Raw genomic sequence first — 26,193 nt, 5'->3', positions numbered from 1 at the left:
GGTTCAATCACCGGCGCCTGCTCGAACCCATCGGCAACATTCCTCCCGCCGAGGCCGAAGCGCGCTACTATGCTCAAACCGAGGGCGTCGCCATGGCGGCGTGACTCAAGCCAAATGGCCTCCGGGAAACCCGGGGCGGTTCACACCGAGATCGTCGGCATCTTTCCCAACGAGGCGGCGATCACCCGTCTCATCGGCGCCATCCTGCTGGAGCAGAACGACGAATGGGCCGTCCAGCGCTCGCGCTACGTGACGCTGGAAACCATCGCCCCACTCGGCGATGATCCCCTCGTCAGCCTGCCCGCTGTGGCTGCCTGACCATCCCGGCCAGACGAGCCGGAGACCAGACCAGCGCCCCAACTCCTACACCACGCCCCGGGGCACGACCTTTGCTGAGCGCGCCGGCCAAAAAATCATTCTCCAAAGCCAGTTGCCCAATCTTGGCATGCAAGACCTTCAAATCGACCGGCGCCGAAGCCGCTTCTGCCGCGCTGCCGCCGAAAACGCCTGCGGCGCCTTCCAGAAGCTGCCCCTTCCAGGTCGTAATCTGGTTCGGATGAACGTCAAACTCCTTCGCCAACTCGGCCAAGGTCTTTTCACCTTTGATCGCGGCCAACGCCACCTTCGCCTTGAAGGCCGGTGTGTGGTTCCGGCGGGTCCGTTTCGTCATGTGTGCTCCTGATAGGCGGCGATTGTCGCCGCGTTCAGGCAGAAAATCCACTCAGCAGACTGTCCAGATTCCCCAGGCCGGCTCTATCCTCGACTACGACGACGCGGGCGCGCTGGTCGGGTTGGAAATCCTGGACGCGTCGACTCGGGTCGAAGACGTGTCGTCGGTCCAGTTCAAGATCGCGGTGTCGTCTTCGCCCTCGCCATGGGCGGGCACGGCGCCCGACACGCAGCCCGGCCCGCTCGCCCCGGCATCATCCGGCGCGATCAACCAGCTCGCAAGTCACTGTTATTCTTGAAGGATATGGTGCCCAGGGACGGGGGCGGACAGCCGGCGCGGGGGTTGTCGCTTCACATTTGATGATGACGACTGTGGCCCACCGGCCGCCCGCCCAAGCCCAGCCGCGAGGCGTGCCCGGTTCTGCTACGACAGGCGGCGCGGTCAGGCCGGCTGTCCGTGCCGACGGCGAGGTTCATGTGGGATCATTCCGCGCGTCGCCGCGGCCACCCTTTATTCTCCCACGTTGACGAGCGACGCCGTGGTCGGGTCGTAGGTGTACCCGGTTATGGTGCCGTTCCTGATCCGCTCCATCGCCTCGTCGATCACGAACAGGGGAACGAGAAACCATTCGCGCGGAATGACCGGCTGGCCGAAGCGGTCCTTGATCACGATGTCGAGCCGGGCGGCACCGAAGATGCGATGAATCAGGTTTTCGAGGCGGTGGCGGTTGATGTTGAACAGTTCGTAGGTGGCGACGATGTCCACCTCGGCCATCAGGAACGTCGGGTCGAGCTTCGCATTGGCCAGGCGGCGGGCGATGTCCCCTCCGGTGACCCCGATCTTGTGCAGCACCTCCCGATGGGCGGCGACGGTGGCGTGGTCCGATCGGCTGCGCAGCACATAGACGGTGCCGCTCGCCTCGTCCCCCTCTTCGTCCTGGTCGGCGAACAACGGGCCGGCAACGGGCTCGCTGATCCGTCGGCCGGCCTCGTCCTTGTAGAGAGCGCGCTGTAGGGAGCGCACAAGCAGATCGCTTTCGGTTCCATTGGAATAGATGACCCGCAGCCGCGCGTCCGTTTCACCGTTCGGTGCCTTGATGGGCTCCCCCACATCCGCCACGTAGGCGGTTTGCCCGCCCAGCACGAAGAACTGACCGGCTTTGATCTCCGCCTTGAGGAATCCGGCGTCCTTCACGAAGCGCCGGGTTTGCCGCACACCGGCGCTGAGCTCCCTCTGCACCTGCTCGAACAGCGGCTTGAACGTGACGAAGTCGGCGCATGGCTGTCGATTGGCGATGTCTTCGGCGGCACGCTTTTCCGCCACCGATCGGACATGACGAAGCTGCGTGATGTCACCGGGCGCGGCGTCGTCGACGCCGAGCTGCGCGAGAAGCGCGTCATCGTCGAGGGCGTCGGTCGCGTCGACCGGGTCCGACAGCGCCCCGCCGAGAAGCCCTTGATGATCGAAGGGTTCAATCACCCGCCGGCATTCCTCCTGGTCGCGCAGGCGGTCGAGCCGCACGGCGTAGAGCCGTTCAAAGATGTCGCGATCCTCACCGTGCTGTGGGGCGCGGCCATGCCGCTCGACGAAACGCTGGATGTCCTCGAAGCCGGCGATGATCCGCTCATCGCGGGGCGTCCGACTCGACGCCGCCTTCGTTTCGACGTCGGCGCCCAGCTCGGCGAGGAGCGCGTCGTCCTCGTCGGTGAAGTCCTTAGCCACGGGCCGCCTCCGCCTTCATGCGCTGAAGGAAGGCCACCCCCTCGGCCATGCGCTTCTCCCAGGCGTCGGGCGACGTGATCGAGGGCAGCCGGCCGCGCTCCTGCTTGAAGACCAACGCGCGCTTGGCGAGCTGGCGCGCCTCCTCCATGGTCAGGGTGATCCGCTTGGCCCCGATCACGGCGGCGACCTGCTTCAAGCTCTCCTCGCTCATGGTCTTGGCTAGGATGGCATAGGCCTCGCCGAAGGGGTTGATGCGGTCGATCAGGTCGATGTCCAACTCGCGCACGTCCGTGACGTACTTGCGCACGCCATCGACGAAGGCGGTGCCCGAGCCCGTCTCGCCGCGCTCCGCGCCACCGGCCGCGCCGCCTCCCCCCAGGGCGACCTCCTTCGCCTTCTGGGCGAGGTTCAGCGCGGCGACGGCGTGCTGACGCACCGCCTCCCGATCCTCCTCATCCAGGTCCGGGTACTTGTCCTTGATGATCTTGCCCATGCGGAGCTGGGTCAGCTCCTCCGGCACCAGTTCGGGATCGAACAGCCCGCGCTCGACCGACGGCTTGTCCTGGACGAAGGCGGCGATCACCTCGTTCAAGTCCTGCTGGCAGATGCGCTGCGCCTCGTCGCTCTTCGGCGCGACCAGGCCCTTGATCTCGATCTCGAACTGGCCGGTGTCCTCGTTGAAGCCGACGTTGGTCCGTTTCGGGTCGTAGCCGCCCTCGCCATAGTCGAAGTCCGGCGTCGGCCCGCTCTGCGGCGCCTTCGGCCGGAACGCGAAGCGGGGTGCGAGCACCTGCTCCATCAGCAGACTGGCGGCGATCGCCTTCAGCGTGTCGTTCACGGCCTCGGTGACGGCGTCCTCCGATGCGTCGGGCTCGGCGATCAGATTGGTGAAGCGGGCGCGGAGCTTGCCCGGCGCATCGCGCGTGGCGCGGCCGATGATCTGCACGATCTCGGTGAGACTCGACCGGTAGCCGACCGTCAGCGCATGCTCGCACCAGATCCAGTCGAAGCCCTCCTTCGCCATGCCCAGCGCGATGATGATGTCCACATGGTCGCGGTCGTTCTTGCGCGCCGGATCCTTCAGCGCGGCGGACACGCGGTCGCGTTTGGCGGGATCGTCGTCCACGAGGTCGGCGATGCGCAGGACGCGGCCATCGGCGGTCTTGACCTGCTGGAAGCCGGTCGCCGGGTCCGTGCCCTGCCAGTCCCCCAGTGCCTGGAGGATGTGCTCGACCTCCTTGATCTTGTCACCCATGCTTTCGCGGGAATTGACGCTCGGGATGTGGACGATGGTCTTCTCGGCGGGGTCGAGCACCTTCAGGATGTCGTCGGCGTAGGGCCCGTTGTAGAAGAAGTAACCGATGTCGAGCTGCTTGAGAAACTCGTAGCCGTTGAGCTGTTCATAGTAGGTGTAGGTGACGGTATCGAAGCGCGACTCGTCCTGCGGCGACAGGACGGCTTCGGCGTCGCCGCGGAAATAGGACCCGGTCATCGCCACGATGTGCACGCGGTCGCGGGCGATGAACGCCCCGAGATGCAGGCCCAGCTTGTTGTCGGGATTGGCGGAGACGTGATGGAACTCGTCGACCGCGATCAGCCGGTCGTCGAACGCCTCCACCCCGAACCGGTCCACCGCGAAGCGGAAGGTGGCGTGGGTGCAGACCAGCACACTGTCGTCGCTGTTCAGGAACGCTTCGACCGACGCGACCTTGCCGCCGTTGTCGGACCCCGGCGCGTTGCAGAGGTTCCATTTCGGCGCCACCGTCCAGTCGGCCCAGAAGCCGAACCGGGACAGGGGTTCGTCGTTGAAGCTGGAGCCAATGGACCGTTCCGGCACCACGATGATCGCCTGCCGAAGCCCCTGATTGTGGAGCTTGTCGAGGGCGATGAACATGAGCGCGCGGCTCTTGCCGGACGCCGGGGGCGACTTGATGAGGAGGTATTGCTCGCCCCGCTTCTCATAGGCGCGCTCCTGCATCGGCCGCATGCCCAGGGCGTTCGCCTTGGTCGAGCTGCCCGTGCGGGCGTAGGTGACGGAGACGGAGGGAACCGATGTGTTGCTGCTCGTCACGCCTGCACCTCCAGCTTATTTTTCTTCACCTTACCTTGCCCCGTCGCCATTTTCGTGTACAGCTCGAACAGTTTTTCCAGCCGCTCGGTGTCGTTGCGGAACCGACGGCCGATAAAGATGCGCTCCAGCACCTCGTCGTTGCGCTCATGCGCCTCGCGCAGGTCGGCGGGCATCTGCTCCGGATCATACAGGTCGGCAATTGTCGCCGGGAAATGCGCCTCGCGCACCAACAGGATGTCCTCGGCAGAGCGGGTCAGATCGGCTTTGTTCTTATCTGTAAGCGTCGGAACCGGAAAAGTATTCCAACCCAGGGTGTTGGAATACGAGAAATCTGACCGCATTCGGGCACATACAGTTCCAATCCAAACGCGATGCAATTTCGACGTTGCAATCGCGAGATTCCACAAAGGGGCATCGTAGAGTGCGTAGCACTTGTTCGACAGTATTACTGTATTCGGAAGCAGATCGGTCGGCAAAAATTCCCGATGCTCAGAAGTAATTGCAGGAATTGCTATTGTATGCTCGTCTGCTACGCCTTCTATTTGCATGAATCGATGAGGCGGTACTCTGGTATTTCTAGTCGTAGGTGCACTGCTATTTCTGCGCATTTCGCGCACATTTTCCACCCTTTGATGGATAAAGGGTATTTCCATTGCGCGATCTAGATCGCGCTCCTCAATCCATATGCAAAAGCGAGGCCTCCCGTTCAGAACCTCGTTTGCCCCCATAAATGGCCTAATGAATCCGCTAGAGAAGATGCCTTGCAAGGAGGGCACACGAACTTCTTCGGCAGATAAGAGAAAGTTGCCACCGTCCGTTGGCATATTTCCTCTCAGCATTTTGAATTGCGGGCCAATGGGACGCATTGATTTCGATACAATCGTCTGGGAACCAGGCGCCAGATATGGCCCTATTAAGTTGACTATTCGATACGTCTCGCCCTCGTATATTCTCTTTTCAATTTCGCCCTTCCCAACTCCGACAACCACAACGGTCACGCCGGCCTTGTTTGATGCCAAGTTCGCCCAATTAAAAGGCGTATGCGCGAATTCAATTTCCAGCTTTCGCTCGAAAACAAACGCCCAAAGAATTGGAGCTTGCTCGCCTTCACATATGGATTTTGTAGCGACGAAGCTGAATCGGGCCGCTGCAAAATTCAGGTACCGCGCAGCCTTCACGAACCATCCAGCGATATAATCGAGGCTCTTCCAAGACTTTACATCTCCGCCGCACACATATTCCAGGTCGGCTTTTTGCTCAATTGTCTGCCACGAACTTCCGCGGTACGGCGGGTTCCCGCAAATATACGTCTCTCCGCCTTCGTTCTCGAAGTCGATCTGTGCCTGAACGAGCGGTGTGTGAAACAGGTCGTCGGCGAGGTGCTTCACGCCGGTTCCCGTGGGCGGGCAGACGCTCAGCCAATCCAGCCGCAATGCGTTGCCGCAGACGATCCAGTTCTCGGCGTCGAGCGGCAGGAACTCGGCCAGCGCCAGCTTTTGCCCACGGTACAGCACGTCGCACTGGTACTCGGCGATGATGAGGGCGAGGCGCGCGATCTCCGCCGGGAAGTCCCGCAGCTCGATGCCCCGGAAATTGGTCAGCGGGATGTCGGACTTGCGGTCGGACTCGCCGCGCCGCCGGTTGATCTCCGCCTCGATGGCCCGCATCTCCTTGTACGCGATGACCAGGAAATTGCCGGAGCCGCAGGCCGGATCGAACACCCGGATGCGCGCCATGCGCTTGCGCAGATTCAGCAGCATGCGCGGGTTGTCGCCCGCCTCGTCCAGGCGGGCGCGCAGGTCGTCGAGGAACAGCGGGTTCAGCACCTTCAGGATGTTGGGAACGCTGGTGTAGTGCATGCCGAGCGCGCCGCGCTCCTCGTCCTCCGCCACCGCCTGGATCATCGAGCCGAAGATGTCCGGGTTGATCTTGCGCCAGTCCAGCCCGCCGATATGAAGGAGATAGGACCGCGCGATCCGGCTGAAACGCGGGACGTCGAGCCGCCCGGAAAACAACCCGCCATTGACATAGGGGAACACGTCGGCCCACGGGCGCAGCCCCGCCGCCGCCCGATCCGGGATGGGCGTGTTCATCGCCCGGAAGATCTCGCCGATCACAAAATCGGTGTTGGACGAGTCCCGCGCGCTCATCTGGTCCACCGTCGCCGTGAACAGGTCGGCGCTGCGGAAAATGTCGGTGTCCTCGGCGAAGAAGCAGAAGATCAGCCGGGCCATGAAGTGGTTCATGTCGGGACGGCGGTCGGCCGCCGCCCAGTCCGGGTTGTCCTTCAGCAGTTCGACATACAGCCGGTTCAGGCGACTCGTCGCGCGGATGTCGAAGGAGCTGTCGCGGATCTGCTTGACGGTGGTGATGCCGGCCAGCGGCAGGAAAAAGCCGAAATGGTTGGGGACGTCGGCATAGGCGCAGGCGACCGTCTCGCCCGACGCGACATCCTCGGCCTCGAACATGTCACCATCGGTCGCCAGGACGAACTTCGCCTTGGCCCGCGCGGTCGTCGGGCTGGCCTTCAGCGCGGCCAGCGTCTCCGTCACCTCGCCGGGTGCGGCGACGGCAATGTGGATGTTGTTAGTCTGTAGAACGCCGCCCCAGGGGCCGACGTGATCGGACTTGTTGGACTCCCCCTTGCGCAGCCGCTTGATCGTCGTTTCCTTGTTGCCGAAGGCACGGAGGAACGCGAACGGAAACTCGCCCGCGTCGAACGGCTGCTCGGCGAGCGCGGAGACGGCTTGTTCGATTTCGACCGCGTTCATGGCACCCCAAAAGCCAATGCGCCGGACGTCAGCGCGGGACCCAAGCCCAGTGAACCCGGATGCTTGATAGCACGCTCATGCCCGGGCGCCAGAGACCGTTTCACCGGCATGCTCACGCACCGGTGGACCGGTGCCACGCGTGCCACCACCACCTGATCGCGCCGCTGTCACGGTGGGGGCGATCGCCGTCGTTGTCCGATTGTTTTCCCAAGGTGGGCGACGCGTCGCAGCGGTCCGCGACGGGGAATGCCCATGGGCTGCCCGCCCCGGCCTGCACCCGAACAGCCAACGCATCGTCGTCGAACGTCACTGACACTCAAGGGAGAATGGTGCCCAGGGACGGAGTCGAACCGCCGACACGGGGATTTTCAGTCCCCTGCTCTACCAACTGAGCTACCTGGGCATCCGGACCGCCGGGCGGGGCTTGGGGGCCCCGCGGCGCGTCGAGGCCGTGCTTATAGGCAATATTCCGGGGCCTGTCCAGCCCCAATCCGCAGCGGACCACAGCCTAGTCGCGGCCGTCGTCCGCCGCCTCCGGCTCCTCCGGCGGCTCGTCCGTTTCCACCCGGTAGACCGCCCCCAGCCAGCGGCCGAGGTCGACGTCGGCGCAGCGCTTCGAGCAGAAGGGCCGGAACGCCGGCCGCGACGGACGGCGGCAGATCGGGCAGGCCGGACCGGCCCCGGTGGTGTCGCTCATGTGCCCTCTCCCTCGGTGGCGATCAGGGCGGCCAGCGCCGCGCCGCGCCGCGCCCGGGTCATCTCCACCAGGCCCAGCTTGGACATGCCGTAGACCTGGGTCTGGGCGGGGTCGTCGGCGACGGCGCCGGCCAGGGCGTTCAGCACCCGCTCGGCCTCGCCGCGGCCCCGCATGTTGACGAAATCGACGACGACGATGCCGCCGACGTTGCGCAGCCGGATCTGGCGGGCGATCTCCGCCGCCGCCTCCAGGTTCGCGTCCAGGGGGTTGCCGCGCTCGCCGGCGTTGACGTCGACCACCGTCAGCGCCTCGGTGGGCTCGATCACCAGCGAGCCGCCGGCCGACAGGGGCACCCGCGGGCCCAGCAGGGTGGCGATCTCCCCGTCGACGTCGCGCAGGTCGAACAGGCCGGGGCGGCCACCGTAGGGCACGACGCAGGGGGCGAGGTCGGGCGCCCGCTCCGCGCACCACCGGGCGACCTCGGCGGCCATCGCCGCCCCCTCGACCTCGATCCGGCCGAGCGCCGCCCCGCCATGCTCCACCAGGGCGCGGCGCGGCGCGTCGGGCCCCTCGGCCAGCCGCGCCGGGGCGGTGGCCCCGGCGGCGGCGGCGGCGATGGCGCGCCACGCCAGCGCCAGGGCGTCGGCCTCGGCCGCCAGCAGATCGGGGGCGGCGGTGGCGGCGGCGGAGCGGGCGACCCAGCCCTCCCCGACCACGATGGCCTCCAGCCGGCGCACCAGATCGCCCCGCGCGGGGCCGAGGGCGAGGCGCCGCGACACGGCGATGCCGCCGGCCAACGGCGCGTGCACCAGGAACCGCCCGGGCACCGTGATGTCCATGGTCAGGGCCGGCCCCTTGGCGCCGACGGCGTCGGCCTTCACCTGCACCAGCACCGGCTGGCCGGTGCGCAGCAGGCTCCCGATTCGCGCCCCTTTGGGCGGGCGCCGCCCCGGCTCGCCGCGTACGTCGGCGGCGCCGAGCAGGCCGGCCGGTCCGCTGCCGAGAGCGACGAAGGCGGCGTCGAGCCCGGTGGCGATGCGCTCGACCCGGCCGAGGAACACCGCGCCCAGCACCGACGGGCGGAGGGCGTTGTCGATGTGGAGGTCGGTGAGGCGGCCGCCGCTCAACACCGCGGCCCGCGTCAGCGGCCCGGCACGGTCGACCAGCAGTTCGACGCCCGGCGTCCGGCGGCTCACGGCAGACGGAAGCCGGACCCTTGCAACAGGCCGGCCACCTCGAACAGGGGCAACCCCACGACGTTGGAGTGGGAGCCGCCGATCCAGCGGACCAGGGTGGCGGCGCGGCCCTGGATGGCGTAGCCGCCGGCCTTGCCCTGCCATTCCCCCGACGCCAGGTAGGAGTCGATCTCCGACTCGGACAGCGCCTTGAAGGCGACGTCCGTGCGCACCAGGCGTTCCAGCAGCCGGCCGGGCCGGCCGTCCCGCTCCGGCACCACCAGGGCGACGCCGCCGTAGACCCGATGGCGCCGCCCGGTGAGCAGGGCCAGGCAGGCCCGCGCCTGCGGTTCGGCCTCCGCCTTGGGCAGGATGCGCCGGCCGGCGGCGACCACGGTGTCGGCCGCCAGCACCCACGCGCCGGGGTGGCGCGCCGCCACCACCCCGGCCTTGGCCGCGGCGAGGCGGGCGGCGTGGCGGGCCGGCAGTTCGCGCGGCAGCGGGGTCTCGTCGATGGCGGCAGGGTCGATGATGTCGGCAACCACGCCGATCTGGTGCAGCAGGTCGACCCGGCGCGGCGATGCCGACGCCAGGACCAGGCGGTGGGACGGTGACTCGCTCATGGTGCGACGGTGCGTGGCGATCCGCCGATCACGGGGATCGGCCGGTCACTTGAACCGGAAGGTGATCCGACCCTTGGTCAGATCGTAGGGAGTCATCTCCACGTTGACGCGATCCCCCGCGAGCACACGGATGCGGTTCTTGCGCATCTTGCCCGACGTGTGCGCCAGCACCTCGTGCTCGTTGTCGAGCTTCACGCGGAACATCGCGTTCGGCAGCAATTCGACGACGGTCCCCGAGAACTCGATCAAATCTTCCTTGGCCATATGCCCTTCGGTCCGATGTGGATTCCGGGCAATAACTGACCTTCCCGGGGCTCCGGGTCAAGTGGCTTTACGGTTTTGAGGCACATCCATGCCGTCATTGCATGGAAAAAGCCTCATCCGATGGCGCCGCCGCCACCATCGGCCGGTGTGCCGCCGCCGCCCACCATGCGGAATGAGCCCAGCGGCGACGGCTTTCCGTCGAGGACGATCCGCTGCGCCGCCTCGTTGATGGCGGCGAACATGGCGCGCTGGTCGGTGTTCATGCGGTGGGTCAGGCGCGACACCGTCTCCACCGCGGTCAGGGCACGGCCGCTGGCCCGGTCGTAGAACAGCGGCTTGTTGGCGCGCGCCGCCGCGGGAAGAAGGTCGGCGGCCGCGGCCTGGGGCGTGCGCTCCGCCGCCCGGATCAGCTTGGCCGCCCCGCCGACGCCCATGATGTAGGCGATTCGGCTCTCGGTTTCGGTCACCGGCCGCTTCAGCCGCGACTCCAGGCGCTCCCGCCCCTCCCCCAGGAAGCGGGCGGCCATCCCGGCGGACAGGTCGATGTCGTGGCGCAGGTCGAGGATCTGCCGGCGCACCTCCGCGTCCGTCACGACCGGCAGGCCGCGGCGGTTCTCGATCTGGCGGGTCAGGTCGCCCAGGCCGTAGGCCGCGCCGTGGCGCCGCATCAGGTCGAGCCAGGTGCGCTCGAGGAACTGGAACGGGCCGGCGGCGGAGCTGGTGCGGCTGCGCGCCTGCGGGTCGAAACCGCTTTCCTGGCTGGCCTGGGCCAGGATGGCGGCGTAGCTGTGGCCGGACAGGCCGGCCACCTGCTGGCTCGCCAGCGTCAGACGCGCCTCGGCGCTCTCCACGACCGGGGCGGCCGGGGCGTCGGGCTTGCGGTCGGGCAACGGCGCCGCGGCGACCTGCAGCGCCAGGTCCGGCTTGCGGCCGGGAACGGCGGCAACGGCGGCGCCGGACAGGCGCAGCGGCGGCGCCTCGGGCTTGGCCTCGGGCGGCGGCGGCGCCCCCACCGCGGCGAGCAGCGCGCCCTGCGGCTTGACGCCGGGCAGCGGCGATTCCGGCGCCGGCTTGGCCGCGGGCGGCGGCGGTGCGTCGATGGCGGCGAGCAGGGCCGCGTTGGGCTTCACCCCCGGCAGCGGCGCCCTGGGCGCGGCCTCCGCCGTCCGCACCGGCGGTTGCGGCTTGCGCCCCGGCGCCGGCGGCGCCCGGTGGTCGGCGAGCGTCGCCCGGAAGCTGGGTCCCGTCGCCGCCACCGCCGCAGCCGCGGCGGGTGGCTCGGGCTTGCGCTCGGGAAGCGGGGCGGCGGGCGGGGGAACGACCTTCATGGCACTGCCGATGTCTGTGGCGTCCGCAACGGCGCTGGGGCACCGCCGCGTCGGACCTGCGGACCAACCTTAGCACGGATGGTTAAGAAAGTCCTGAATGCCGCACCGCGGCGGCGCCATTCCCCGTCACACCCGGCCGTCCGCCGCCTCCAGCAGCGCCAGCAGGCCGGCCAGCAGATCCTCCGGGCACGGCGGGCAGCCGGGGATGCGCAGGTCCACGGGGATCACCGCCTCGACCGCCCCGACGCAGGCGTAGCTGTCCTTGAACAGCCCGCCGTCGATGGCGCAGGCGCCGCAGGCGACCACCCATTTGGGGTCGGGGGTGGCGTCCCAGGTGCGGCGCAGCGCCTCGCGCATCGAGGCGGTCACCGGCCCGGTCACCAGCAGGACGTCGGCGTGGCGCGGCGAGGCGACGAAGCGGATGCCGAAGCGCTCCAGATCGTAGACCGGGGTGTTGAGGGCGTGGATCTCCAGCTCGCAGCCGTTGCACGAGCCGGCGTCCACGGCGCGGATCGCCAGGCTGCGCCCCAGCCGCCCGCGCGCCGCGCCGTCGACCCGGCGCCCGAGGGCGTCCAGCGCGGCGGCGCCGGGGGCCGGCCCCTCCATGGTCACCGGCCCGCCCCCCAGGGCCTTGAGGATGTGCCTGAACACGCCGCCTCCCTAAAGGTCGTGGCCCGCGTAGGAGCAGTTGAAGGATTTGTTGCAGATGGGGAAGTCGGCCACGATGTTGCCTTCGATGGCGGCCTCCAGCAACGGCCACTGGAACCACGAGGGATCGCGGGGATGGCAGCGGTCCAGCCGGCCGTCGCCGTCGACCCGCACCCACACCAGCACCTCGCCGCGGAATCCCTCGACCAGCGCCATGCCCTCCCCGCCCGGCCCGGGCTCCACCGGGCGCCGGGGCAGCGGGGTGGCCCCGCGGACGTCGCGCGGCACGCCGGGCAGGCGCTTGACGATCTGCTCGACCAGGGACAGGGACTGCTCGACCTCGCGGATGCGCACCCAGACCCGGGCGTTGACGTCGCCCTCGGTCAGCACCGGCACCTCGAACTCCAGGTCGTCGTACGGAGGATAGGACGGGCTGCGCCGGGCGTCGTGGCCACGCCCCGAGGCCCGGCCGACGTGGCCGCCGGCGCCGAAGCGGGCGGCCAGCCCGCCCGTCACCACGCCGGTTCCGACCGTGCGGTCCTGCAGCGACGCCTTGCCGTCGTAGATCCGCACCAGCGGGGCGAACCGCCCGCGCAGCTCCGCCGCCAGCCCCAGCAGGCGGTGCACCCCGTCGGCTGCGATGTCCACCGCGACGCCGCCGGGAACGACGCGGTCCATCATCAGCCGGTGGCCGAAGCAGGCGTCGCTGGCCCGCAGCACCGCCTCGCGCAGTTGCCCCATCTCGGCCAGCATGAAGGCGAAGGCGGCGTCGTTGCAGATGGCGCCGATGTCGCCGAGGTGGTTGGCCAGGCGCTCCAGCTCCGCCATCAGGGCGCGCAGCCAGACCGCGCGCGGCGGCGGCTCCAGGCCCAGCGCCGCCTCCACCGCGCGGGCGTAGGCCAGGGTGTAGGCGACCGTGCTGTCGCCCGACACCCGGCCGACCAGCCGGGCCCCATCGGCCACCGGCCGGCCGCGCAGCAGCCCCTCCACGCCGCGGTGGACGTAGCCCAGCCGCTCCTCCAGCCGGACCACCGTCTCGCCATTGGCGGTGAAGCGGAAATGGCCGGGTTCGATGATCCCGGCGTGCACCGGCCCGACCGGGATCTGGTGCAGCCCCTCGCCCTCCACCGGCAGCACCGGGTAGGGGTCGGGCGCCGCGCCGGCCGGCCCGGGCACCGTGGCGAGCGGCCGCCGCACGCCCCAGGTGCCGTGGTCGAGCCAGGGGCGCGGGTCCGGGCTGCCCTCCGGCACCAGGCCGAACAGGTCGCGGGCGGCACGCTCCAGGCGGATCGCCGCCGGGCGCACCGTGCCCAGGCTGGGATAGCGGCCGTCGGGGCAATCCAGGGAGACCACCGCGACGGCGCCGGAGAGGTCCTCGCGCAGCGCCGCGTGGACCCGGGCCGGCTCCCCCCACAGCCCGACCAGGGACCAGGCGTTGCCGGCCAGCGTCTCCACCAGGGTGCGCCAGCCGCCCGGCGTGGTGGCGAAGCGCGGCCAGGGGCGGTGGCCGTCGACCGGCCGGCCGATCCGCTCCAGGGTGGGCACCAACGGGTCCTCGCCGAACTGCATGGTCCGCCCCCTCAGCCGAGCATCGTCGCGACGGTCTGGAACCACGCCACCAGCGGCCCCGGCAACCACACCCCGGCCACCAGCACCAGCGCCAGATGGGCGTAGAGCGGCACCAGGGACCCGTGCACCGGCGCCGACGGCCCGGCCGGCGCGCCGAAGCAGATCTGCTGGACCCGCAGCACCAGGGCGCCGAAGGCGACCAGCAGGCCCAGCACCAGCGGAAGCGCCAGCAGCGGCGCGCGGGCGAAGGCGGTGGTGACCAGCAGGAACTCGCTCATGAACACGCCGAACGGCGGCAGCCCGGCGATCGCCACCACCCCGGCCAGCAGGCCCCAGCCCAGCGCCGGGTGGCTGACGGTGAGGCCGCGGATGCCCTCGATGCTCTGCGTGCCCTTGGCCTGGGCGACGTGGCCGACGGCATAGAAGATAGCGGATTTGGTCAGGCTGTGCATGGCCATGTGCAGCAGCCCGGCGAAGTTGGCCAGCGGCCCGCCCAGCCCGAAGGCGAAGGTGATGACGCCCATGTGCTCGATCGAGCTGTAGGCGAAGAAGCGCTTGATGTCGCGCCGGCGGTACAGCATGAAGCCGGCCAGCAGCAGCGACGCCAGCCCCATCGCGATCATCAGCGGCCCCGGCGACAGCGCCGCCCCGTTGGCCGCCAGCAGCATCTTGAAGCGCAGCACGGCGTAGAGCGCCACGTTCAGCAGCAGCCCGGACAGCACCGCGGAGATCGGCGTCGGCCCCTCGGCGTGGGCGTCGGGCAGCCAGGCGTGCAGCGGCGCCAGCCCGACCTTGGTGCCGTAGCCGACGAGCAGGAAGACGAAGGCGAGGTTGAGGATGCCGGCGTCGATGGCGGCCATCGACCCCAGCAGCTCGGTCCAGGTCATCGCCGCCATGCCCGGCCCCATCACCGGCTGCGCCGCCAGGTACATGAGGATGGTGCCGAACAGCGCCAGCGCGATGCCGACGCCGCACAGGATGAAGTACTTCCACGCCGCCTCGATGCTGGCGGCGGTGCGGTACAGGCTCACCATCAGCACCGTCGTCAGGGTCGCCCCCTCCACCGCCACCCACATCACCCCGAGGTTGTTGGCCGAGAGCGCCAGCAGCATGGTGAACATGAACGCCTGGTACATGGCGTGGTAGAAGCGCACGTCGCGCGGCGCCAGCTTGCCCGACGCCAGCTCGTGGCCGATGTAGGTGGCCGAGAACAGGCTGGTGGTCAGGCCGACGAAGGCGGTCAGGACGATCAGGTAGAGGTTCAGCGCGTCGACCAGGAACAGCACGCCGGCCTCCGGCTCCGCCGCGAACAGGGCGAGCGCCGCCGCGAAGGTGGCCGCCGACGCCGCCACGTTGAGCCAGGCGCCCCGCCGGTAGCCGGGGACCAGGGCGAGCGCCGCGGCGGCCAGCAGCGGCAGCCCGACGACGACGGCGACGGGGCTCACCGGCGCTCCCCCCGGAAGGATTCGATCGACTGCATGTCCAGGGTGTCGAAGCGCTCGCGGATGTGGAACAGGAAGATGCCGAAGACGATGAAGGCCACCATCACCGAAAAGGCGATGGACATCTCCACCACCAGCGGCATGCCCTCGACCCCGACGGCGGCGAGGATCAGGCCATTCTCGATGGACATGAAGCCGACGACCTGGCTGACGGCGTTGCGCCGCGAGATCATCACCAGGAGGCCGAGCAGCACCACCGACAGGGACAGCGCCAGGTTCTCGCGGGTCAGCGCGGTCGCCTCCGCCGTGACCGGCAGCACCAGCAGGATCGACAGGGTCACCAGCGAGACCCCGGCCAGCATGGTCAGGCCGACCGACAGCGCCGGGTCGATGGTGCGCTGGATGTTGAGCTTGACGACGATGCGGTGCAGGGCCACCGGCATGGCCACGGCCTTCAGGGAGAGGGTCAGCAGCGCCGTGACGTAGAGGTGGGGTTCGCCGTGGGCGAAGCCCTGCCACGCCGCCGCCGCCGCCAGCGCCAGGGCCTGGGCGGTGAAGACGTGGAGCAGGGCGAACAGGCGGCGCTGGTAGAGCAGCGCGAAGCTCATCAGCAGCACGACCGTGCCCAGCAGGTGCGACGCGTCGTAGGCGAAGTCCGTCACCGCTCACACCCCGCGCGACACGTAGAGGAAGATGGCGCCGAGCAGGCTGAGCAGCAGGGCACCGCCGAGGAACTCGCCGACCCGGAACACCCGCATCTTGGCGACCGTCGTCTCGAACAGGGCGAGCAGCGCCCCGGCGACCGCCAGCTTGCCGGCGAAGGCGGCCATCCCCAGCAGCGCCCGGGCCGCCCCGTCGCCCGGGCCGGCCATGCCCCAGGGGGCGAAGATGCAGCCGATCAGCGCGGCGTAGAGCAGCAGCTTCAGCATGCCCGCCGCCTCCACCAGCGCCAGGTGCCGGCCGGAATACTCCAGCACCATCGCCTCGTGGACCATCGTGAGTTCCAGGTGGGTCGCCGGGTTGTCGATGGGGATGCGGGCGTTTTCCGCGATCGCCACCATCACCAGCGAGATGAGCGCCAGCGCCAGCGAGATGCGCAGCCCCACCGCGCCCGCCATCATGAAGGTGGCGATCTCCGCCAGCGACGTGGTGCGCACCAGGATCGACACCGAGAACACCACCATCAGCATGGCCGGCTCGGCCAGCGCCGCGATCATCATCTCCCGCGACGAGCCGATGCCGCCGAACGCGGTGCCGGTGTCCATGCCGGCCAGCGCCAGGAAGAACCGCGCCGTGCCCAGCAGCGCGATCAGGGCGATCAGGTCGGCGACCGGTGCCAGGGCCAGCGCGGTCGTGAAGGTCGGCACCAGCCCGGCGGCCAGCCACAGCGCGGTGAACATCAGGTAGGGCGTGGCGCGGAACAGCCAGGACGCGTTCTCCGCCAGCACCACGTCCTTGCGCAGCAGCCGCGCCAGGTCGCGGTAGGGCTGCAGCGGCGAGGCGCCGCGGCGCCCCAGCAGGCGCGCCTTGACCCAGCGCACGCCCCCGGTCAGCAGCGGCGCCAGGGCCAGCACCAGGACCATCTGCCCGGCCTGGAGGAGGATGGCGGCGAGCACGGTCATCGCTGCCCCACGGCGACCATCACCAGCAGCACCACCAGCGCCAGGAACATCAGCGTGAGATAGCGGCGGATGGTCAGGAACTGCAGGCGGTTGACGTGATCGGCGACGCGCGCGACCGCGCCCGCCAGCGGGGTGAACAGCCAGTCCCACGCGGGGTCCCGCAGGGTCATCGCGTACCGGGCCGGTCGCGTCTCGCCGGGTTCCGGCATGTCGACATGGTCGCGCGCCGCGAAGACGGTGGCGCCGAAGGTCCGGCGGATCGGCTGGGCGAAGCTGGACGCGGTGTACTGGGACACCGCCTGCGGGTCGGCATCGGCGAAGCCGCAGCCCCAGGGGATCGAACGGCGCACCCGCGCCGAGGCCCAGCGGTGGATCGCCGCCACCAGGAGCAGGGACAGGGCGGCGATGGTGACCAGCAGGACCAGACCATTGTAGGAGTTGCCGATGGCCGAGGTCGGGGCCAGCCAGACCCAGGGTTGCCAGACCCGGTCGTCGAACGGCCCGGCCTCGACCAGCTGGCGGATCGCCGGCTCGAACAGGCGGATCAGCGGCGTGGGCAGGACGCCGATGACCACGCACAGCACCGCCGGCACCGCCATGCCCAGCCGCATCGCCATCCCCACCTCCACCGCGGCGGCGGCGGCGGCGCTGCGCGGGCGGCCGAGGAAGGCGATGCCGTAGAGGCGCACGAAGCACGCCGCCGCCAGGGCGGTGGCCAGGGCCAGGGCGGCGCCGACCACGGCGATGCCGATCTTCAGCGCCCATTGCGGCAGCGCCGGGGCGTTGAGGATGGCCTGGAACAGCAGCCACTCCCCGACGAAGCCGTTGAGCGGCGGCAAGGCGGAGATGGCGGCGGCACCGACCAGCACCAGCACGGCGGTCGCCGGCATGCGGTGGATCAGCCCGCCCAGCCGGCCCAGGTCGCGGCTGTGGGTCGCCGCCAGCACCGCGCCGGCGCCGTAGAACAGCAGGCTCTTGAACAGGCTGTGGTTGACCACGTGCAGCAGGGCCGCCGACAGCGCCAGCGCGGCGATGACGGGCACGTGGTTGGCCTTGAACACCAGCGCCATGCCCAGCGCGATGAGGATCGCCCCGACGTTCTCCACCGTGGAGTAGGCGAGCAGCCTCTTCACGTCGTCCTGCATCAGCGCGTGCAGCACCCCCACCACCGCGGTGAGCGCGCCGAACGCCAGCAGCACGCCGCCCCACCACACCTGCGGCTCCCCGATCAGGTCGAACAGCACGCGGACGATGGCGTAGAGCGCGACCTTGGTCATCACCCCCGACATCAGGGCGGAGACATGGCTGGGCGCCGCGGGATGGGCCAGCGGCAGCCACACGTGCAGCGGCACCATGCCGGCCTTCGATCCCGCCCCGGCGAGCACCAGCAAGACGCCGGCCGTCGCGGCCCATCCCGCCGGGGCGGAGGCGCGGATGGCGGAGAAGCCGTAATCGCCGTGGGCCCCGGCCAGCAGGCCGAACGCCAGCAGCAGGCAGGCCGTGCCGAATCCGGCCATCACCAGGTAGACCTGCGCCGCCCGCGGCGTCTCCGCCTCGCGATGGGTCGACAGCACGAGAAGCCACGACGCCACCGACATGAACTCCCACGACACCAGGAAGACGAAGGCGTCGTCCGCCACCAGCACCAGGTTCATGCCGGCCAGGAACAGGGGGAACAGGGGCAGCACGGGTCCGGCACCGGGGTCGCGGTGGGCTCGCCCGTAGCCCCAGCCGAACAGGCTGGAGGTCGCCCCGGTCAGATTGACCACGAGCAGGAAAACCGCGGACAGCGCGTCGACCCGCAGATGCGCCGACAGCCAGGGCAGCCCCACTGGCAGGATCAGGGTCTCCGCGGCGCCGGCGCCGGCCAGCCGCAGCGCGGCCCATCCCGCGATCACGGCACACACCGTGCCGGTGCCGCCATAGACCAGGGCCTCCGCGTGGGAACGGGACGCCCGCGCCGTGGCCAGGCCCGCCGCGGACAGCAGCAGCAACAGAGCAATGCCCGAGACGACGAGAGCCAAGGCACGAAACCGATCAGAAGCGGAGCCCAAACAGTAGCGGGCTTTCCCCCTCCCCGCGCAAGGGAAATTCGCGCCCGGCAGCCATGCCGGGGTGGCGCCGGCGGCGAGGGTCCGACGGCGAGGGTCCGACGGCGAGGGTCCGACGGCGAGGGTCCGACGGCGGCGGGCACGCCATGGCGGCCGCACACGGAGGGGGGGGCGAGAGCACGCCCCCCCGCGGGGGTCTGCGCTGCAAACCTGGCGGTGGGAGACCGCGGCCCCCCTGGCCTATCGTGGTGCCACCCCACGCGGTCCGGTCCGCGGTCACGGACACCCCCCATGGCCCTGTCTCTCCGCCCCCTCCTGCAGGCGCTGCTTCCGGCCACCCTGCGCGCCAAGCTGCTGGTCACCTCGCTGGTCGTGGTCACCGTGCCGATCGCGGTCGGCGGCTACCTCATGGAACGGGAGGGGCGGCACGCCCTGCTGGCGGAAAAGCAGGAGAAGCTGTTCGGCCTGACCCGCCTGCTCGACGCCCAGCTCGGCGACGGCTTCGACCCGTGGCTGCCCGACGGCACCCCCGGCGGTCTCGACCGCGACGCCGCGGTGCGCCTCCTCAACGCCCGGCTCGCCGCGTTCACCGACCAGGTCGCGGCCGCCAACCCCGGGGTGGGCGTCGGATACTACAGCAAGGCCCTCGACGCGATCGTCACCTACGGGCCGAGCGCGCAGTACGGCAACACCGTGGGCACGCCGATTCCGGCCGGCCATCCCGGCTGGGAGGTTCTGCGCACCGGCGCCATGGCGGTGGAGACCGGGCCCCAGGTGCGCGGCCTCATCATGAACGCGATGTGGCCGGTCGTCCGCAACGGCACGGTGACCGGCTACATCTGGGCCAACGAACTGGCCGACACGGTGGAGCGCCAGGCCGCCGCCATGGACCGTGCGGTGATCGTCACCAGCGGCACCGGCATCGTGCTCGGGCTCCTGCTGACCCAGCTGATGTCCAACGGCCTCGCCCTCGACGTGAAGCGGGTGACCCGCGGCCTGCTGGCGATGCGCAGCGACCTCGCCCGTGCCATCGACCCGCCGGGCGGCGAGATCGGCGAGATCGCCGTCGAGGTGAACGCCATGGCACGGGCGCTGCTGGACGCCCGCACACTGACCGAGAACATCCTGGACAGCATCGCCGACGGCGTCGTGGCGGTGGACGGTGCCGGCCGCGTGACCTCCATCAACCCGACCGCCCAGGCGATCTTCGGCATCGGCGGAGCCGACGCGATCGGTCGCCCCTACCCCTCCCTGTTCGACCCGCACGTTCCCTTCACCAGCGCGCTCCTCGACACGCTGGAAAGCGGGCAGCCCCACATCGGCGTCGCCGTCCAGCTCCACGTCGCCGGCCAGGCCCTGCACCTCAGCGCCAGCAGCAGCCTGCTGCGCGACAGCCATGGCGACCGCATCGGCGCGGTGGTGGTGATCAAGGACATGACCGAGCAGGCGCGCCTCAACACCCAGATCATGCGCGCCGACCGGCTGGCCGCGCTGGGCGAGCTGATGGCCGGGGTGGCCCACGAGATCCGCAACCCGCTGACCTCGATCCGCGGCTTCATGCAGTTCCTGGAGGGCTGCGACGACCTCAAGGAGTGGCAGGGCTACGCCCCGCTGATCGTGCGCCAGGTCGACAGCCTGAACCGGATCATCACCGAGTTGCTGGAGTTCGGCCGCTCCCGTCCGCCGTCGGTGCGGCCGATCCAGCTGAACGAGCTGATCCGCGAGGTCACCCTGCTGGCCGACCGCAAGGGCGACGCCCGCATCACGCTCGATCTCGCCCCCGCGCTGCCCCTGGTCGAGGCCGACGGGGAGGCGCTGAAGCAGGCCGTCCTGAACCTGGTGATCAACGCCTTCCAGGCCATCCCCGAGGGCGGCACCGTGCGCATCGCCACCGCGGCCAGCCCCAACGCCGCCGTCGTGACGGTGGGCGACGACGGCTGCGGCATCGCCGCGGAGAACCTGGAGAAGGTCTTCGACCCCTTCTTCTCCACCAAGGCCAACGGCACCGGGCTCGGCCTGGCCATGGTGCATCGCATCGTCGATGCCCACCGTGGCACCATCGCCATCGCCAGCGCGCCGGGGGCCGGCACCACGGTCACCCTGCGCCTGCCCTTCGTCCACACGGCAACGGCCCCGTCATGACAGGCACCTCCCCCACCGCCCTGGTCGTCGACGACGACGACGCCATCCGCCAGATGCTGGCCGCCGTCCTCGGCAAGGACGGCTTCGCGGTGACCACCGCGGCCGACGGGCGGCAGGCGGTCGACGCCTTCGTCGCCGGCCGCCCCGACGTCGTCCTGATGGACGTGCGGATGCCGCACCTGGACGGGTTGCGGGCGATGGCCGAGATCCGCCGCGTCGACCGCTCCGCCGCGGTCATCCTGATGACCGCCCACGCCGAGGTCGGGACGGCGGTGCAGGCCATCAAGGACGGCGCCTTCGACTACGTCATCAAGCCGTTCGACATCGCCGAGGTGAAGCTGCTGGTTGGGCGGGTGCTGCAGATGCGCGGGCTGCGCGCCGACATCGCCGCACTGCACCGCGAGCTGTCCGCCAGCTACCGCACCGACCGCATCCTCACCAACAGCCCGCGCATGGCCGAGCTGCTGCAGACGGTCGCCAAGGTGGCGAAGAGCAACGCCACCGTCCTGGTGACCGGCGAGAGCGGGACGGGCAAGGAGCTGCTGGCGGCGGCGATCCACTTCAACAGCCCGCGCAGCGCCCGCCCGTTCGTCAAGGTGAACTGCGCCGCGGTTCCCGAGGGCCTTCTGGAAAGCGAGTTCTTCGGCCACGAGAAGGGCGCGTTCACCGGCGCGGTGGCGCGCCGCCGCGGCCGCTTCGAGCAGGCGGAGCACGGCACCCTGTTCCTGGACGAGATCGGCGACATCTCGCCGGGGCTGCAGGTGAAGCTGCTGCGGGTGCTGCAGGAGAAGGAGTTCGAGCGGGTCGGCGGCGGCGAGCCGATCCGCAGCGACGTGCGGGTGATCGTCGCCACCAACAAGAACCTGGAGGAGATGGTCCAGCGCGGGCTGTTCCGGCAGGACCTGTATTTCCGCCTGAACGTGGTGATGCTGCGCACCGTGCCGCTGCGCGAGCGGCCCGAGGACGTCCGCCTGCTGGCCAACCATTTCCTCCAGCGCTTCGCCGAGGAGAACGGCGTGGAGGTCACCGGCTTCGACGAGCAGGCGATGGCCTGCCTGGCGCGCCATGCCTGGCCCGGCAACATCCGCGAACTGGCCAACGCCGTCGAGCGGGCGGTGGTCCTCTCCACCGGCAACCTGATCCTGCCCGAGGACCTGCCCGAACAGATCGCCTGCCGGGTCGACGAGGCGGCCGAGGCCGACGACCCCGTCGATGCCGCGGCGGCCGCCACGCCGCCCGGCGGACTGCCCCTGCGGGCGATGATCGCCCGCTACGAGGCGCGGGTGATCGCCGAGACCCTGGCGCGGAACGCCGGCCACCGCATGCGCACCGCCCAGGAGCTGGGAATCAGCCGGCGCTCGCTGCTCTACAAGCTCCAGGAATACGGGATCGGCTGAGGCGCGCTGCGCAAGATCTTGCGCAGCGCGCACAATTCTGCGCACCCGCCGGCGGCCCCGCCGCGCCCGCCGCCGGTCCTTCACCCCGAAAACCCTGGGGTTTCCCGCCGTCCCGGCGCCGCCCGCCGCTGGCATGGCGATTGCGTAATGCCGGTCGACCATTCGCGGCCGGAGCGGCGCAGAGAACACAAAAGGCGCTCCTCCGGGCACGGTCCCGACACACCCATCCTCCGTCCCGTCTCCGCCGGTCGTCCGGCGGCCCGCCTTCGCGCACCCCAGGACACGGGACGGCGGCCTGCAACGTGTGCGGCATTTCCGATAGGGGGAAGCCAATGAGCAAAGTGCACCCAGTGCAAGACATCGTGGCCGACATACCCGACGGCGCGGTGCTGATGATCGGCGGATTCATGGGCGTCGGCACGCCGCCGCGCCTGATCGACGAACTGCTCCGCCAAGGCAAACGCGACCTGACGGTCATCGCCAACGACACCGCCCGGCCCAGCATCGGCATCGGCAAGCTGATCGCCGCCCGTCTGGTCCGCCGGGTCATCGCCAGCCACATCGGCACGAACCCGGAGACCCAGCGCCAGATGATCGCCGGCGAGACCGAGGTGGAGCTGGTGCCCCAGGGCACGCTGGCCGAGCGCATCCGCGCCGCCGGCTTCGGGCTGGGCGGCGTCCTCACCCCCACCGGGGTCGGCACGGTGGTGGCCGAGGGCAAGCGCACCATCGAGGTCGACGGCCGCACCTTCCTGCTGGAAACCCCGCTGAAGGCCGACTACGCGCTGGTGAACGCCAAGCGCGCGGACTACTACGGCAACCTGGAATACGCGCTGACCGCGCGGAACTTCAACCCGATCATGGCGATGGCGGCGACGGTGGTGATCGCCGAAGCCGAGGACATCGTGCCGGTGGGCGTCATCCCGCCCGATGGTGTCGTCACCCCCAACGTGGTGGTGGATTGCCTCGTCGCCAAGGAGCCGCGCCATGGATGAGAAGACCCTGATCGCCAAGCGGGTGGCGCTGGAGCTGCGCGCCGCCAAGCTGGTCAACCTCGGCATCGGCCTGCCCACCCTGGTCGCCGCCTTCCTGCCGGCGGGCGCCAGCGTGTTCTTCCAATCGGAGAACGGGATCATCGGGATGGAGCCGGTGCCCGAGCATGGCCTGGAGAACCAGGACCTGAGCGACGCCGGCGGCAGCCCGATCGGCGCCATTCCCGGAGCCGCGGCCTTCGACAGCTGCATGTCCTTCGGCCTGATCCGCGGCGGCCACCTCGACGTCACCGTCCTCGGCGGCCTCCAGGTCGACCGGGACGGCCTGCTGGCCAACTGGATGGTGCCGGGCAAGATGGTCCCCGGCATGGGCGGCGCCATGGACCTCGTGTCGGGCGCCAAGCGGGTGATCGTCGCCATGCAGCACACCGCCAAGGGCGTCTCGAAGTTCGTGCCGCGCTGCACCCTGCCTCTGACCTCGACGCGCCGCGTCGACCTGGTGGTCACCGATCTCGCGGTGATCGAGCCGGGGGACGCCGGGCTCGTGCTCAAGGAGACGGCCCCCGGTGTCACGGTCGAGCAGGTGCTGGCCGCCACCGGCTGCGAACTGATCGTGCCGGACTCCGTGTCCGTGATGCCGATCGCCGCCTGACACCCCCCTTGTCGGCGGGGCGTCGGCCGCCGCGGCCCCGCGGCCGCGGCGCCGGCCCCGCCCCTTGTCCGCGGGAGACACCGCATGACCACGATCATCGAAACCGAAGACACCGGCAGCCGCTTCAACCCCATTCCACCCTTGTCCCGCGCGCTGACCGGGCTGGTCAGCCGCTTCCTGCCCGACCCGCTGATCTTCGCGATCCTGCTCACCATCCTCGTCTTTGTGCTGGGCATCGCCCTCACCCCGACCGGGCCCATGGAAATGGTGAGGCTGTGGGGCGACGGCTTCTGGAACCTGCTCGCCTTCTCCATGCAGATGGCGCTGGTGCTCGTCACCGGCCATGCGCTGGCCAGTTCCGATCCGGTCCACAAGGCGATGGCCAGCCTGTCGTCGATCGCCAAGACGCCGGCCCAGGGCGTCATGCTCGTCGCCTTCGCCTCGGCGGTGGCCTGCATCGTCAACTGGGGCTTCGGGCTGGTGGTGGGGGCGATGTTCGCCCGGGCCGTCGCCCGCCGCGTGCCCAAGGCCGACTACCGGCTGCTGATCGCGGCCGCCTACATCGGCTTCATGACCTGGCACGGCGGCCTGTCCGGCTCGGTGCCGCTGGTGGCCGCCACCAAGGGCAACCCCATGGAGGCCTCGGTCGGCCTGATCCCCATCGCCGACACCCTGTTCACCACCTACAACATCGCCATCACCCTGGCCCTGATCGCCGTCCTGCCCTTCCTGTGCCGGATGATGCACCCCGCGCCCAAGGACGTCGTGGCCATCGACCCGGCGCTGCTGAAGCCGGAGGAGAGCACGCGGCGCACCCTCGGCCCCGACGCCACCCCGGCGGAACGGCTGGAGGAAAGCCATCTGCTGGGCCTGATCGTCGCCGGCCTGGGCATCGCCTACCTGTTCCTCTACTTCCAGAAGAACGGCTTCAACATCTCGATCAACACCGTCAACCTGATGATGGTGATCGCCGGCATCATCCTGCACCGCACGCCCATGGCCTACGCCCGCGCCATCGGCAACGCCGCCCGCGGCACCGCCGCGATCATGATCCAGTTCCCGTTCTACGCCGGCATCCAGATCATGATGGACCATTCCGGCCTGGGCGGGCTGATCACCGCCTGGTTCGTCGACATCGCCAACAAGAACACCTTCCCGGTCCTGACCTTCTTCTCGTCGGGCCTGATCAACCTGGCGGTGCCGTCGGGCGGCGGCCACTGGGTGGTGCAGGGGCCGTTCGTGATGCCGGCCGCCCAGGCGCTGGGCGTCGACGCCGGCAAGGCGGCCATGGCCATCGCCTACGGCGAGGCCTGGATGAACATGGCGCAGCCGTTCTGGGCCCTGCCGGCCCTGGCGATCGCCGGCCTGGGTGTGCGCGACATCATGGGCTACTGCGTCACCGCCCTCATCATCACCATGCCGATCTTCGTCCTCGGGCTCTATCTCTGAGCCCCCGGCGCGTGCCATTCCCCACCCTTCCCATTGCAGAACCCCTCAAGGAGGGAGTCATGTCCGACATCGTCATCGCATCGGCGGCCCGCACGCCGATCGGAGCGTTCAACGGCAGCCTGTCGGGGCTGGCGGCCCACGAACTCGGCGCCACGGTGATCCGCGCGGCGCTGGAGCGCGCCGCCACCGACGCCGCCGAGGTGAGCGAGGTGATCCTGGGCCAGGTGCTGACCGCCGGCCAGGGCCAGAACCCGGCCCGCCAGGCGGCGGTGGCCGCGGGCATCCCGGTGACCGCCACGGCCTTCGGCATCAACCAGGTCTGCGGCTCGGGCCTGCGCGCCGTGGCGCTGGGGGCCCAGGCGATCGCGGCCGGCGACGCCACGGTGATGGTGGTCGGCGGCCAGGAGAGCATGAGCCGCTCGCCCCACGCCCTGCACCTGCGCGGCGGCGTCAAGATGGGCGCCGCGGAGATGCTCGACACCATGATCACGGACGGCCTGTGGGAGGCCTTCCACGGCTACCACATGGGCGTCACCGCGGAGAACGTGGCGCGCCGGTGGGGTCTGACCCGCGACGATCAGGACGCCTTCGCCGCGGCCTCCCAGCAGAAGGCCGGGGCGGCGCAGAAGGCGGGCCGCTTCGCCGCGGAGATCGTCCCTGTCACCATCAAGGGCCGCAAGGGTGACACGGTGGTCGACACCGACGAGCATCCCAAGCCCGACACCACCGTGGAGAGCCTGGCCAGGCTGCGGCCGGCCTTCGCCAAGGACGGCACGGTGACCGCCGGCAACGCCTCCGGCCTCAACGACGGCGCCGCCGCCCTGGTGCTGATGACCGCGGCCGAGGCCGCCCGCCGCGGCGTCGCGCCGCTGGCCCGCATCGCCTCCTGGGCCACCGCCGGGGTCGAT

At 70.0% G+C, this 26,193-nt stretch carries 21 protein-coding genes, 1 tRNA gene and 2 pseudogenes; 8 read left to right on the top strand and 16 right to left on the bottom strand.

Annotation, left to right across the window (positions count from 1 at the left end; translation table 11 throughout):
• Positions 1–144 precede the first annotated feature (144 nt).
• Positions 145–318, top strand: a pseudogene (locus tag AC6H2I_RS29750) (transposase); the annotation flags it as partial.
• Between the two features lie 67 nt (positions 319–385).
• On the opposite strand, the pseudogene AC6H2I_RS29745 reads toward AC6H2I_RS29750, so the two are convergent.
• Positions 386–670 (bottom strand): annotated as a pseudogene (locus tag AC6H2I_RS29745) (transposase); the annotation flags it as partial.
• A gap of 22 nt (positions 671–692) precedes the next feature.
• Here AC6H2I_RS29745 and AC6H2I_RS29740 point away from each other — a divergent pair.
• Positions 693–968 (top strand): DUF2283 domain-containing protein, encoded by a 276-nt coding sequence (locus AC6H2I_RS29740; protein WP_497504413.1) that lies wholly within the window; start codon positions 693–695, stop codon positions 966–968.
• A gap of 212 nt (positions 969–1,180) precedes the next feature.
• Here the strand turns inward: AC6H2I_RS29740 and AC6H2I_RS29735 are convergent, their stop codons facing one another.
• The 15 genes from AC6H2I_RS29735 to hyfB form a co-directional block, all read right to left on the bottom strand.
• Positions 1,181–2,392 (bottom strand): GIY-YIG nuclease family protein, encoded by a 1,212-nt coding sequence (locus AC6H2I_RS29735; protein WP_497504412.1) that lies wholly within the window; start codon positions 2,390–2,392, stop codon positions 1,181–1,183.
• Positions 2,385–4,463 carry a DEAD/DEAH box helicase gene (locus AC6H2I_RS29730; RefSeq protein ID WP_497504411.1) on the bottom strand — a complete coding sequence of 693 codons (2,079 nt, stop codon included), beginning with the start codon at positions 4,461–4,463 and terminating at the stop codon, positions 2,385–2,387. The genes AC6H2I_RS29735 and AC6H2I_RS29730 overlap by 8 nt, the downstream gene beginning before the upstream one ends.
• Positions 4,460–7,234: a class I SAM-dependent DNA methyltransferase gene (locus AC6H2I_RS29725; RefSeq protein WP_497504410.1), complete on the bottom strand. Its 2,775-nt coding sequence runs from the start codon at positions 7,232–7,234 to the stop codon at positions 4,460–4,462. Before AC6H2I_RS29725 ends, AC6H2I_RS29730 begins: the two co-directional genes overlap by 4 nt.
• 327 nt (positions 7,235–7,561) lie before the next feature.
• Positions 7,562–7,637 (bottom strand) — tRNA-Phe (locus AC6H2I_RS29720).
• Between the two features lie 105 nt (positions 7,638–7,742).
• Positions 7,743–7,931 carry a DNA gyrase inhibitor YacG gene (locus AC6H2I_RS29715; RefSeq protein WP_497504409.1) on the bottom strand — a complete coding sequence of 63 codons (189 nt, stop codon included), beginning with the start codon at positions 7,929–7,931 and terminating at the stop codon, positions 7,743–7,745.
• Positions 7,928–9,127, bottom strand: a complete 1,200-nt coding sequence (locus AC6H2I_RS29710) for a ribonuclease E/G (protein WP_497504408.1) — start codon at positions 9,125–9,127, stop codon at positions 7,928–7,930. The genes AC6H2I_RS29715 and AC6H2I_RS29710 overlap by 4 nt, the downstream gene beginning before the upstream one ends.
• A complete protein-coding gene (locus AC6H2I_RS29705; protein WP_497504407.1) occupies positions 9,124–9,729 on the bottom strand; it encodes a Maf family protein in 606 nt (201 codons plus the stop codon). Before AC6H2I_RS29705 ends, AC6H2I_RS29710 begins: the two co-directional genes overlap by 4 nt.
• A 45-nt stretch (positions 9,730–9,774) precedes the next feature.
• A complete protein-coding gene (gene infA, locus AC6H2I_RS29700; RefSeq protein WP_014198195.1) occupies positions 9,775–9,993 on the bottom strand; it encodes a translation initiation factor IF-1 in 219 nt (72 codons plus the stop codon).
• Between the two features lie 113 nt (positions 9,994–10,106).
• Positions 10,107–11,321: a lytic transglycosylase domain-containing protein gene (locus AC6H2I_RS29695; protein ID WP_497504406.1), complete on the bottom strand. Its 1,215-nt coding sequence runs from the start codon at positions 11,319–11,321 to the stop codon at positions 10,107–10,109.
• A gap of 126 nt (positions 11,322–11,447) precedes the next feature.
• A complete protein-coding gene (locus AC6H2I_RS29690) occupies positions 11,448–11,972 on the bottom strand; it encodes an NADH-quinone oxidoreductase subunit B family protein (RefSeq protein ID WP_497504405.1) in 525 nt (174 codons plus the stop codon).
• A gap of 9 nt (positions 11,973–11,981) precedes the next feature.
• A complete protein-coding gene (locus AC6H2I_RS29685; protein WP_497504404.1) occupies positions 11,982–13,538 on the bottom strand; it encodes a hydrogenase large subunit in 1,557 nt (518 codons plus the stop codon).
• A gap of 11 nt (positions 13,539–13,549) precedes the next feature.
• Positions 13,550–14,983: a hydrogenase 4 subunit F gene (locus AC6H2I_RS29680; protein ID WP_497504403.1), complete on the bottom strand. Its 1,434-nt coding sequence runs from the start codon at positions 14,981–14,983 to the stop codon at positions 13,550–13,552.
• Positions 14,980–15,642, bottom strand: a complete 663-nt coding sequence (locus tag AC6H2I_RS29675; RefSeq protein ID WP_497504402.1) for a hydrogenase-4 component E — start codon at positions 15,640–15,642, stop codon at positions 14,980–14,982. Before AC6H2I_RS29675 ends, AC6H2I_RS29680 begins: the two co-directional genes overlap by 4 nt.
• A 3-nt stretch (positions 15,643–15,645) precedes the next feature.
• On the bottom strand, positions 15,646–16,602 hold the full coding sequence (locus AC6H2I_RS29670) for a respiratory chain complex I subunit 1 family protein (RefSeq protein WP_497504401.1): 957 nt from the start codon (positions 16,600–16,602) through the stop codon (positions 15,646–15,648).
• Positions 16,599–18,626 carry a hydrogenase 4 subunit B gene (gene hyfB, locus AC6H2I_RS29665; RefSeq protein WP_497504400.1) on the bottom strand — a complete coding sequence of 676 codons (2,028 nt, stop codon included), beginning with the start codon at positions 18,624–18,626 and terminating at the stop codon, positions 16,599–16,601. Before hyfB ends, AC6H2I_RS29670 begins: the two co-directional genes overlap by 4 nt.
• Positions 18,627–18,944: 318 nt before the next feature.
• Here hyfB and atoS point away from each other — a divergent pair, with 318 nt between their 5' ends.
• The 6 genes from atoS to AC6H2I_RS29635 form a co-directional block, all read left to right on the top strand.
• Positions 18,945–20,795 (top strand): two-component system sensor histidine kinase AtoS, encoded by a 1,851-nt coding sequence (atoS, locus tag AC6H2I_RS29660; protein ID WP_497504399.1) that lies wholly within the window; start codon positions 18,945–18,947, stop codon positions 20,793–20,795.
• Positions 20,792–22,192: an acetoacetate metabolism transcriptional regulator AtoC gene (gene atoC, locus AC6H2I_RS29655; RefSeq protein ID WP_497504398.1), complete on the top strand. Its 1,401-nt coding sequence runs from the start codon at positions 20,792–20,794 to the stop codon at positions 22,190–22,192. Before atoS ends, atoC begins: the two co-directional genes overlap by 4 nt.
• A gap of 350 nt (positions 22,193–22,542) precedes the next feature.
• Complete coding sequence (locus AC6H2I_RS29650; RefSeq protein WP_497504396.1) at positions 22,543–23,187, top strand: CoA transferase subunit A; 645 nt, start codon at positions 22,543–22,545, stop codon at positions 23,185–23,187.
• Positions 23,180–23,836, top strand: coding sequence for a 3-oxoacid CoA-transferase subunit B (locus tag AC6H2I_RS29645; RefSeq protein ID WP_497504395.1), 657 nt, complete (start codon positions 23,180–23,182; stop codon positions 23,834–23,836). The genes AC6H2I_RS29650 and AC6H2I_RS29645 overlap by 8 nt, the downstream gene beginning before the upstream one ends.
• Before the next feature lie 84 nt (positions 23,837–23,920).
• Positions 23,921–25,285 (top strand): TIGR00366 family protein, encoded by a 1,365-nt coding sequence (locus AC6H2I_RS29640; protein WP_497504394.1) that lies wholly within the window; start codon positions 23,921–23,923, stop codon positions 25,283–25,285.
• 59 nt (positions 25,286–25,344) lie between these two features.
• On the top strand, positions 25,345–26,193 hold an 849-nt coding region (locus AC6H2I_RS29635), incomplete at its 3' end, for an acetyl-CoA C-acyltransferase (RefSeq protein WP_497504393.1).

The sequence above is a fragment of the Azospirillum sp. NS33 genome (genome assembly GCF_059703765.1).
This window is presented reverse-complemented; position numbering and strand designations above follow the sequence as displayed.

Excerpts from the sequence above, each read along its gene's own strand:
- AC6H2I_RS29715 (WP_497504409.1), bottom strand. The coding sequence starts at position 7,931 with ATGAGCGACACCACCGGGGCCGGTCCGGCCTGCCCGATCTGCCGCCGT.
- AC6H2I_RS29725 (WP_497504410.1), bottom strand. The coding sequence starts at position 7,234 with ATGAACGCGGTCGAAATCGAACAAGCCGTCTCCGCGCTCGCCGAGCAG.
- AC6H2I_RS29695 (WP_497504406.1), bottom strand. The coding sequence starts at position 11,321 with ATGAAGGTCGTTCCCCCGCCCGCCGCCCCGCTTCCCGAGCGCAAGCCC.
- AC6H2I_RS29640 (WP_497504394.1), top strand. The coding sequence starts at position 23,921 with ATGACCACGATCATCGAAACCGAAGACACCGGCAGCCGCTTCAACCCC.
- AC6H2I_RS29705 (WP_497504407.1), bottom strand. The coding sequence starts at position 9,729 with ATGAGCGAGTCACCGTCCCACCGCCTGGTCCTGGCGTCGGCATCGCCG.
- AC6H2I_RS29645 (WP_497504395.1), top strand. The coding sequence starts at position 23,180 with ATGGATGAGAAGACCCTGATCGCCAAGCGGGTGGCGCTGGAGCTGCGC.
- atoS (WP_497504399.1), top strand. The coding sequence starts at position 18,945 with ATGGCCCTGTCTCTCCGCCCCCTCCTGCAGGCGCTGCTTCCGGCCACC.
- atoC (WP_497504398.1), top strand. The coding sequence starts at position 20,792 with ATGACAGGCACCTCCCCCACCGCCCTGGTCGTCGACGACGACGACGCC.
- infA (WP_014198195.1), bottom strand. The coding sequence starts at position 9,993 with ATGGCCAAGGAAGATTTGATCGAGTTCTCGGGGACCGTCGTCGAATTG.
- AC6H2I_RS29685 (WP_497504404.1), bottom strand. The coding sequence starts at position 13,538 with ATGCAGTTCGGCGAGGACCCGTTGGTGCCCACCCTGGAGCGGATCGGC.
- AC6H2I_RS29670 (WP_497504401.1), bottom strand. The coding sequence starts at position 16,602 with ATGACCGTGCTCGCCGCCATCCTCCTCCAGGCCGGGCAGATGGTCCTG.